This window comes from Sphingomonas sp. 7/4-4 (assembly GCF_027941955.1).
Classification (GTDB): domain Bacteria; phylum Pseudomonadota; class Alphaproteobacteria; order Sphingomonadales; family Sphingomonadaceae; genus Sphingomonas.
The window spans coordinates 2,854,433-2,863,193 of sequence record NZ_CP115960.1; the positions used below are offsets into that span (position 1 = coordinate 2,854,433).

The following is an 8,761-nucleotide window of genomic DNA, read 5'->3' on the forward strand; positions in this document are numbered from 1 at the left end:
TTCATGAGTACATTATTGCTCATCGGGGGAGATGCAGGCATGTCTGAGCCGTTTCTATCGGAGCTGAGGCTTTTTCCTTTGCCTTCGCGCCAAAAGGCTGGGCGCTATGCAATGGCCAGCTGCTGCCGATCAATCAGAATCAAGCACTGTTCTCGCTGTTGGGCACCACCTATGGCGGCAATGGCCAAACCAATTTCGCGCTTCCGGATATGCGTGGCCGCGTGCCGATGCATGTCGGCAGCGGGCACACGCTCGGCGAGCACGGCGGCGAACAGGCGCACACGCTCACGATCAACGAGCTGCCCACGCATACGCACGTATTGCAGGCGACCACGACGGTGGCGACCACCAACATCCCCAACAATACGATGCTTCTGGGTTCCACCGCCCCGAACGACTTTTACACCGGACCGGCGGCGCTGACCCCCACCGCTCCGGGCTCGGTCGCCAGTGTCGGCGGGAGCCAGGCGCATCTCAACATGCAGCCGTTTCTGACCTTGTCCTGGTGCATCGCGCTCCAGGGCATCTTCCCTCGCAGAACTGAGGAAACGAGCCGATGGCACAACCTTATGTCGGTGAGATCCGGATGTTCGCGGGCAATTTCCCGCCCGCCGGCTGGATGTTCTGTGAAGGGGCGCTCCTGCCCATCTCCGAGAACGAGACGCTCTTCCAGCTGATCGGTACCACTTATGGCGGAGACGGTCAGTCGACCTTCGCACTGCCCGATCTGCGCGGCCGCGTTCCGCTGCACCAGGGTAACGGCTTTATCCTCGCCGAAACCGGCGGAGCCGAGGAAATCACGCTTACCGTCAACCAGATTCCTCGCACACCCACACGTTGATGGCGTCCCTCAACGTGACGAGCTCGGCGACGCCGACCAACACCGTGATCGGCAAGTCCGGCTCGATCGACGCCTTCATCAACGCCCAGCCGACTGACCCGCTGAACGCGCTCTCGGTAACGTCGATCGGCAACAATCAGCCGCACACCAACATGCAGCCCTATCTCTGCATCGACTTCATCATCTCGCTGTTCGGGATCTTCCCGAGCCCAACCTGAGGAGCCCCTCCAGTGGCCGATCCGTTCGTCGCCGAAATCCGGGTCTTCCCGTTCAACTTCGCGCCCAGAGGATGGGCGTGGTGCGATGGCCAGTTATTGCCGCTGTCGCAGAATACCGCACTCTTCTCGCTGCTGGGCACAGTCTATGGCGGCGACGGCAAGAGTAATTTCGCGCTTCCCGATCTGCAGGGCTCGGTACCGTTTCATCCGGGACAGGGCCCCGGCCTCTCGCTCTACGATCTCGGTCAGGTGGGCGGCTCGGAAAGCGAGACCTTGCTCCAAACGGAGATTCCGTCGCACACGCACGCCCTTCGCGTCTCGACGAGCGACGATGCGGAGACGAATATACCGACCAACAATGCCCTCTCGCGGGCCAAATCGAACATTTACTCGAGCAACACCACCGTCACGCCGATGGCGCCCGAGGCGCTCGCTCTCGCCGGCGGCGGCCTGCCGCACAACAACATGATGCCGTATCTGACCCTTTATTTCTGCATCGCACTTCAGGGCGTGTTTCCACCACGCCCCTGATGACGAGCGTGCCGTTGCCGTTGCGCGAGGCCGCTGCGCTCGACGTCGCGCTGCGCCCCATGTCGGATGCGGACCTGGCCTTTACCGCCGCACTCTATGCCTCGACGCGTGCAGAGGAGCTGGCGCCGGTGCCGTGGCCCGCCGAGGTCAAACAGGCATTCCTCGCGCAGCAGCACGCAGCGCAGCACGCCCATTACCGGCAACATTATCAAGGCATGCACGCGATGATCATCGAGCGCAGCAGCGCGGCGATAGGACGGCTCTATCTCTATGCCATGCCCGCCGAGATCCGGATCGTCGACATCTCCCTGATGCCCGAGGCGCGACGCCAGGGGATCGGCGCGGCGTTGCTGCGCGACGTGCTCGCTCAGGCCGCCTCCTTCGGCAGGAATGTCACGATCCATGTCGAGAAGAACAATCCCGCACGCACGCTCTATGAACGCCTGGGTTTCTCGATCACCGACGACGATCGGGGCGCGTATGACCTGTGGGAATGGCGCCCTGCGGCCTAGTAGAAGATCGCTTCATACCGTGTGCCACCGGCGTCGCGGGCAATCGGCACGATGAAGATGTCGTGATCTGTCCCCTCGCCGACGAAGCGATAGGTCGCCTGTGGCAGGATCGGATCGGCAGGCCCGACGAATTCGAGCCGGAATGCCCCACCCTCGCGCCCTGAATCCGACAGGTCCTGGCCCTTGTCGAGCGTGAGCGGATAGGTCGCGTCGGTCGCGGATACTTCATAGACGGTGCCGGCCACGAAGTCGGAGAGCCGCGGGCCGCTCATGCGATTTTCCCAATCGGCGAAGGAACGGCAATCGAAGCGAAACGCATGCGGCATCCTGACGAACGTGACCGGAGCCGAGTGTGGCAGTGCGATCACACGGCGGCAAGCCCGAGCGGAAGGCCGGCCACCGAACCTGCCCGCATCTCCCAAAGAAAAGGGCAGCCCCGAAGGACCGCCCTTGTTCGTTCCCGAGTGGGAAGCCGGGTCAGCGCGAGTAGAACTCGACGACCAGGTTCGGCTCCATGCGCACCGGATAGGGCACTTCGTCGAGCGTGGGCACGCGCGTGAAGGTGATCTTCGACGCGCCTTCCGGAACGACATAATCGGGGATGTCGCGCTCGGAGAGGCTCTGCGCTTCCATCACCAGCGCCATTTCCTGCGCCTTGGACGAAAGCGACACGATCTGGCCCGGCTTGATGCGGCGCGAACCGATGTTGCACTTCTCGCCGTCGACGCGGACATGGCCGTGGTTGACGAGCTGGCGCGCGGCGAAGATCGTCGGCGCGAACTTGGCGCGATAGACGATCATGTCGAGGCGCATCTCGAGCAGGCCGATCAGATTCTGACCGGTGTCGCCCTTCATGCGCGACGCATCTTCGTACGACTTCTTGAACTGCTTCTCGGTGATGTCGCCGTAATAGCCCTTGAGCTTCTGCTTGGCGCGCAGCTGGATGCCGAAGTCCGACATCTTGCCCTTGCGGCGCTGGCCGTGCTGGCCGGGGCCGTACTCGCGCTTGTTGACCGGGCTCTTCGGGCGACCCCAGATGTTCTCGCCCATCCGGCGGTCGAGCTTGTGCTTGGCGCTGGAGCGCTTCGACATATCTAATCCTTTGCAATCACAGAACAACGTAATCCGCTCTCCCTGTCGGGAATGCGGGGTTAGTCCCGGTATCCGCCTGCTGGTTCCTTGTGGGGAGGGCAGGGCCACCGCTTCACCGGGGTGCGGGGCCATTGCGAATGGCGCGCGGTTAGCCGCCATGCGTCGGCGAGTCAAGCTGGACAGGCGCGCGGGCACCCGCCAAGGGGCTGCCATGCAAGACATTCTCGATCCCGAAGCCTGCACGACGATGGCCGAGGTCCGGGCCGGCGTCGACGCGGTCGATCGCGCCCTGGTCGCCCTGCTCGCGCGCCGCTTCGGCTATATGGATGCCGCCGCCCGCATCAAGCCCGAACGCGGCCAGGTCCGCGACGAGGCGCGCAAGGCACAGGTCATCGCAAACGCGCGTGCCCATGCCGAAGCGGCGGGCATCCCGGAGACGTCCGTCGCGGAGATCTGGGAATTATTGATCGAGGCGTCGATTGCCTATGAGCTTGAGGCGTTCGACCGCCGCTGAAGCTGGCAAAACGCCGGCTCAGTGGAGGCGCGAATCGCGCTCGACCCGCTCCTGCTGCTCTTTCATCTCGCGCTCGGTGCGGCAGATGCGCTTGCGGGCGAGCCGCGAGTAAGAGGATTGCTCGACGACGCAAATCTTCTTCTCTTCGGCCGGTTTGGCGGCTTCCGGCGCAGGGGCATTCTGAAGCGCGGCGGCGAGGGTCAGCGCGAAAAAGCTCGTGAACATTCAATAACTCTCCGGAAGCACCTCAGAATCGGCGCATGCACCACTTCTAGACGCGCAGACGCGCTTCTGCAAAGCTGGAGAGTTCATCGGTCGCGATACAGCTTTCGCCCGGCGAGCGCCGACAGCACGCCCCGCATCGTGCGGACTTCCTGCGACGTCCAGCCCGGCTTGGTCAGCAGCGTGCGAAGCGTCCGTCGTGTGGTGGGCGCGCGCGCGGGCGGGAAATAATAGCCCGATCCCTCGAGCATGGCCTCGAGCTGGCTGATCATCCCTTCCAGCTCGTCCTGCGGCGCCGGCGGATCGAGATCGGTGGCCGGCGGGCTGGCGAGATTTGCTCCTTCGACCATTCGTACGCGATGAGGATCACCGCCTGGGCGAGGTTCAACGAACCGAATTCGGGATTGATCGGCACGGTGATGATCGTCCGGGCGAGCGCGACATCGTCGGTCTCGAGGCCGGAGCGCTCAGGTCCGAACAGAATCGCCGAACGCTCTGGAGCGGAACGGATCTCGCTGGCGGCAAGCTCGGGCGTGACCACCGGCTTGGTGACGCCGCGCTTGCGCACCGTGGTGGCATAGACCTGTCCGCAATCGGCCACCGCATCGGCGACGCTGCCGAACACCTGCGCCTTTTCCAGGACGATGTCGGCACCGCTGGCCGCCGGTCCGGCCGACGGATTGGGCCAGCCATCCCGCGGGGCCACGAGGCGCATCTCGGTCAGCCCGAAATTGAGCATCGCGCGTGCCGCTTTGCCGATATTCTCGCCCAATTGCGGACGCACGAGAACGATGACGGGGTTCACCCTTCCCCGCCTCGCTGACATTGCCGGCGAATTCCTCGAAATCCTTCGCCTCGCGGAAGTCCTTATAGACGCTGGCAAAGCGGATATAAGCGACTGAATCCAGGCCCTTCAGACCGTCCATCACCATCTCGCCGATCCGCTGCGAGGGGATTTCGCTGTCGCCCAGCGTCTCGAGCTGGCGCTGGATGCCCGATACGAGCCGCTCGATCTGTGCCGAAGTGACCGGACGCTTGCGCGCGGCGAGCGTCACCGAACGGATGAGCTTGTCGCGCTCGAACGGCTCGCGGCGGTCTTGGTTCTTCATCACGGTCAGGTCGCGAAGCTGAATCCGCTCGAACGTCGTGAAGCGCGCGGCGCATGCCTCGCACTGCCGCCGCCGCCGGATCGCCGCCCCGTCTTCGGTGGGGCGGCTGTCCTTCACCTGGCTGTCTTCATTTCCGCAGAACGGGCAGCGCAATTACAGCTCCGGATAGATGGGGAAGCGTTCGCACAGCGCACGGACACGCTCGCGAACGTTCGCTTCGATCTGCGCGTCGCCCTGTTCGCCATTCTTGCGCAGCCCTTCGAGCACGTCGGCGACCATGTTGCCGATCTCGCGGAACTCGGCGGGGCCGAAGCCGCGCGTCGTGCCGGCGGGCGAGCCGACCCGGATGCCGCTGGTCTTCACCGGCGGCAGCGGATCGTTGGGTATGCCGTTCTTGTTGCAGGTGATCGCGGCGCGTTCGAGTGCCTCGTCGGCATCCTTGCCGGTGACGCCCAGCGGCGTGAGGTCGACCAATGCGAGATGCGTGTCGGTGCCGCCCGAGACGAGGTTGGCGCCGCGCTCGTTGAGCGTCGCCGCGAGCACCTTGGCGTTCTCGACGATTGCCGCGGCATAGCTCTTGAAGTCGGGGCGCAGCGCCTCGCCGAACGCAACGGCCTTGGCGGCGATCACGTGCATCAGCGGGCCGCCCTGCAAGCCGGGGAACACTGCCGAATTGATTTTCTTGGCGATCGCTTCGTCATTGGTGAACACCGCGCCGCCACGCGGGCCGCGCAGCGTCTTGTGCGTGGTGGTCGTGACGACATGCGCATGGCCGAACGGCGTCGGGTGCACGCCGCCGGCCACCAGGCCCGCGAAGTGCGCCATGTCGACCATGAAGATCGCGCCCACTTCATCGGCGATCGCGCGGAATTTGGCGAAGTCGATGATCCGCGGATAGGCCGAGCCGCCCGCGATGATCAGCTTGGGCTTGTGCTCTTTGGCCTTCGCCTCGACCTCGTCGAAGTCGATCAGGTGCGTGGTCGGATCGACCCCGTACTGGATCGCGTTGAACCACTTGCCGCTCATCGCCGCACGCGCACCGTGGGTGAGGTGCCCGCCCGAATCGAGGCTGAGCCCCATGATCGTGTCACCCGGCTTGGTCAGCGCCAGCATCACCGCGCCGTTCGCCTGTGCCCCCGAATGCGGCTGGACGTTGGCGAACTCGCAGCCGAACAATTGCTTCGCCCGATCGATCGCCAGCTGCTCGACTTCGTCCGAAGGGTGGCAGCCCTGATAGTAACGCTTGCCGGGATAGCCCTCGGCGTACTTGTTGGTGAACACCGATCCCTGCGCCTCGAGCACCGCCTTGGAGACGATGTTCTCGGATGCGATCAGCTCGATCTGGTGCTGCTCGCGGTCGAGCTCGTGGCGGACGCCGGCGAAGACCGCGGGATCGACTTCGGAGAGGCTCTTGGTGAAGAAGCCGTCGGGCTGCAGCCCTGCCATCTGGGGGTTGGTGCTCATACGGGGCTCCTTTCAGGATGGCTGAGTTTGTCGACTCGACGCTGGTGGCGATCGCCGAGGAATTCGGATTCGAGGAAGGCGGTGACGCAGGCCTTCGCCATTTCGAGGCCGATCAGCCGGGCGCCCAGGGCCACGACATTGGCGTCGTTATGCTGGCGCGCAAGACTCGCCGAGAGCGGCTCGGAGACCAAGGCGCAACGCGCGGCGGGATTGCGATTGACGGCGATCGAGATGCCGATCCCCGATCCGCACAGCGCCACCCCGACCTCGGCTTCGCCCTGCTCGATCGCACGGGCGAGCGCATAGCCATAATCGGGATAATCGACGCTGTCGGCATTGGCGGGGCCGAGATCGAGCAGTTCGTGGCCCTCGCCACGCAACCATTCGGCGAGTTCCGATTTCATGACGAAGGCGGCATGATCCGAGGCGATGGCGATACGGCGCGGCATGCGGCGCTCCCTACGCCCTCGGGCCTGTGCTGGCTAGACCGAGACAACCTTTGGGAGACCGAAATGCGTAAATCAATTCTGGCTTGGACGCCCGCGCTCGCTTTTGGCCTGGCCCTGGGCGCATGCTCGCCAAGCGCACAGGACAATCTGACCAGCGCCGTCGATCAGACCGGCGACAGCCTGGAGAACGCCGCCGACAAGACCGGCGACATGATCGAGAATGGTGCCGATCGCGCCGGCCGGGCCATCGAGAACACGGCGGACGATGTCGGCGACACGGTCGCACAGGGCGCCCGCGACACCGGCAACGCGATCGACAATACGACTCGCTAGTCTCCCGCGCGCGGCGGCGGGCGGAGCCATTGCCGCCGCCGTGCTTCCGCCGCGTAGGTGGCGCTGACCGATATCGCCGCTCCGCCGGCGAGCCGCAGCCGCCAGCGCCGGCCGTCGCGCTCGGCGCCTTCGACCGCATCGGCCGCGACCCAGGCGCCGCGATGCACCTGCGCGCCGTCGACTCCTCCAGCTCGGCGAGCGCGTCGCCGAAGCGGTAGTGGATGAGCGCGCTTTGTCCGTCGCGGCGCCGGACTCGGCAATAATGATCCTCGGCCTCCACCGCGGCGAGCGCCTCGGGCGCCACCCGCGCGCGGCCGAGCAAGCCATCGGCCGGAACCGCGGCGGGCTCGGCTTTCCGGCTCAGCACCACCCAGGCGACCAGCGACGCAACGACTATGATCAGCGCGGAGATCGCCAGCGCGCTCACCCAGGTCTCGAACGGGTTGAGCACGAACGGCGCGCCAACCGCACTGGCGCACAGCGCAATCTCGAGCGGAAGCGGCAAGTTCAACAGCGGCGCCCCGATCAGCGATGCTCGCGGCCAGTCGGCCGGCTTGCGGACGAGCCAGGCGAACCAGAGCTGCCACTTGAGCGCGCTCCAGCCCATCAGCAGCAGCCAGAAGCCGATGCGCGGCCCCAGCGACAGGTTTCCGGTGCCGAAGCCGCCGGTCACCACCATCAGTGCCGCCGCGCCGAAACACGCGATCCACAATATCGGAAAGCCGGGCGGGAAATCGCGCCATGCACGTTTCGCGAAGCCGCGAACGCGGTTCGCGAAACGCGGCTTGCCGGTCGCCGTGTCGCGGCGGCTTCGATGTGCGGTCCGGACTGCAGCCATATGCGCAGGCTGCCATGCGCCGGACGACACGACAATTGGAGATTCCAGATGCGGAAGTTGATGCTCTTCGGACTGACGGCATTGTTCGCCGCACTGCTCGCGCCATCGGCGCAGGCGCAACCGACGGACACCGCAGCGATCGCCGCGCAGCGTGAGGCGATGAAGAAGCTCGACTGGATGCACGGCGTCTGGCGCGGCCCCGCCGTCAGCCAGTCGCCCCAGGGTGAGCACCGTGTGATTCAGACCGAGCGGATCGGCGGATTTCTGGGCGGCACGCTCACGGTGATGGAGGGCAAGAGCTACAATTCGGACGGCAGCGTCGGCTTCAATGCGCTCGGCGTTGTCTCGTACGACGCACAGGCCAAATCCTATTGGCTGACGAGCTGGGCGCTGGGCCGCGGCGGCAAGTTTCCGATGCAGGTGACCGACACCGGCTATATCTGGGAAATCCCGGCCGGCGCGATGACGATCCGCTATACCGCCACCGTAACCAATGGCAGCTGGACCGAAGTGGGCGACTATATCGCGCCCGGCCAGCCGCCCCGCCGATTCTTCACGATGACGCTCACCCGCGTCGGCGACAGCGACTGGCCGGGGGCCGGCGGCGTCACGAAACAGTGACCTGACTGACCGGCAGC

The 8,761-nt window shown here is 65.3% G+C and carries 13 protein-coding genes and 2 pseudogenes; 7 read left to right on the plus strand and 8 right to left on the minus strand.

Going from position 1 to position 8,761, the window contains the following annotated elements; all coding sequences use genetic code 11:
- Positions 1-556 precede the first annotated feature (556 nt).
- Genes PIB19_RS14385 through PIB19_RS14400 form a run of 4 tightly spaced genes read left to right on the plus strand, consistent with a single transcriptional unit; the run spans position 557 to position 2,102 of the window.
- A complete protein-coding gene (locus PIB19_RS14385; RefSeq protein WP_271237921.1) occupies positions 557-841 on the plus strand; it encodes a phage tail protein in 285 nt (94 codons plus the stop codon).
- A complete protein-coding gene (locus tag PIB19_RS14390) occupies positions 841-1,059 on the plus strand; it encodes a phage tail protein (protein ID WP_271237922.1) in 219 nt (72 codons plus the stop codon). The genes PIB19_RS14385 and PIB19_RS14390 overlap by 1 nt, the downstream gene beginning before the upstream one ends.
- Positions 1,060-1,071: 12 nt before the next feature.
- Complete coding sequence (locus PIB19_RS14395; RefSeq protein ID WP_271237923.1) at positions 1,072-1,590, plus strand: phage tail protein; 519 nt, start codon at positions 1,072-1,074, stop codon at positions 1,588-1,590.
- Positions 1,590-2,102 (plus strand): GNAT family N-acetyltransferase, encoded by a 513-nt coding sequence (locus PIB19_RS14400; protein ID WP_271237924.1) that lies wholly within the window; start codon positions 1,590-1,592, stop codon positions 2,100-2,102. The genes PIB19_RS14395 and PIB19_RS14400 overlap by 1 nt, the downstream gene beginning before the upstream one ends.
- On the opposite strand, the gene PIB19_RS14405 is transcribed toward PIB19_RS14400, so the two are convergent.
- Together PIB19_RS14405 and rpsD are read right to left on the minus strand one after the other, a co-directional pair.
- Positions 2,099-2,374, minus strand: coding sequence for a DUF6916 family protein (locus tag PIB19_RS14405; RefSeq protein WP_271237925.1), 276 nt, complete (start codon positions 2,372-2,374; stop codon positions 2,099-2,101). The genes PIB19_RS14400 and PIB19_RS14405 overlap by 4 nt on opposite strands.
- A gap of 205 nt (positions 2,375-2,579) precedes the next feature.
- Positions 2,580-3,194, minus strand: coding sequence for a 30S ribosomal protein S4 (gene rpsD, locus PIB19_RS14410; protein WP_271237926.1), 615 nt, complete (start codon positions 3,192-3,194; stop codon positions 2,580-2,582).
- A 211-nt stretch (positions 3,195-3,405) separates the two neighbouring features.
- On the opposite strand from rpsD, the gene PIB19_RS14415 reads away from it, so the two are divergent.
- Positions 3,406-3,708: a chorismate mutase gene (locus tag PIB19_RS14415; RefSeq protein WP_271237927.1), complete on the plus strand. Its 303-nt coding sequence runs from the start codon at positions 3,406-3,408 to the stop codon at positions 3,706-3,708.
- 18 nt (positions 3,709-3,726) lie between these two features.
- Here PIB19_RS14415 and PIB19_RS14420 read toward each other — a convergent pair whose 3' ends face one another.
- The 5 genes and pseudogenes from PIB19_RS14420 to rpiB form a co-directional block, all read right to left on the minus strand.
- Entirely contained in the window at positions 3,727-3,933 is a 207-nt protein-coding gene (locus PIB19_RS14420) for a hypothetical protein (RefSeq protein WP_271237928.1), read from the minus strand.
- 83 nt (positions 3,934-4,016) lie between these two features.
- Positions 4,017-4,756, minus strand: a pseudogene (locus PIB19_RS14425) (RNA methyltransferase).
- Positions 4,734-5,192: pseudogene (gene nrdR, locus PIB19_RS14430) on the minus strand (transcriptional regulator NrdR); the annotation flags it as partial. The pseudogenes nrdR and PIB19_RS14425, both read right to left, overlap by 23 nt.
- Positions 5,193-6,503, minus strand: a complete 1,311-nt coding sequence (gene glyA, locus PIB19_RS14435) for a serine hydroxymethyltransferase (RefSeq protein ID WP_271237929.1) — start codon at positions 6,501-6,503, stop codon at positions 5,193-5,195.
- Complete coding sequence (gene rpiB / locus PIB19_RS14440) at positions 6,500-6,952, minus strand: ribose 5-phosphate isomerase B (RefSeq protein WP_271237930.1); 453 nt, start codon at positions 6,950-6,952, stop codon at positions 6,500-6,502. Before rpiB ends, glyA begins: the two co-directional genes overlap by 4 nt.
- A gap of 63 nt (positions 6,953-7,015) precedes the next feature.
- On the opposite strand from rpiB, the gene PIB19_RS14445 reads away from it, so the two are divergent.
- Positions 7,016-7,285, plus strand: coding sequence for a hypothetical protein (locus PIB19_RS14445; RefSeq protein ID WP_271237931.1), 270 nt, complete (start codon positions 7,016-7,018; stop codon positions 7,283-7,285).
- Here PIB19_RS14445 and PIB19_RS14450 read toward each other — a convergent pair.
- Positions 7,282-7,452, minus strand: a complete 171-nt coding sequence (locus PIB19_RS14450) for a hypothetical protein (RefSeq protein WP_271237932.1) — start codon at positions 7,450-7,452, stop codon at positions 7,282-7,284. The two genes, PIB19_RS14445 and PIB19_RS14450, sit on opposite strands and share 4 nt — an antisense overlap.
- Before the next feature lie 719 nt (positions 7,453-8,171).
- On the opposite strand from PIB19_RS14450, the gene PIB19_RS14455 reads away from it, so the two are divergent.
- Positions 8,172-8,744, plus strand: coding sequence for a DUF1579 domain-containing protein (locus PIB19_RS14455; protein WP_271237933.1), 573 nt, complete (start codon positions 8,172-8,174; stop codon positions 8,742-8,744).
- Positions 8,745-8,761: the final 17 nt, after the last annotated feature.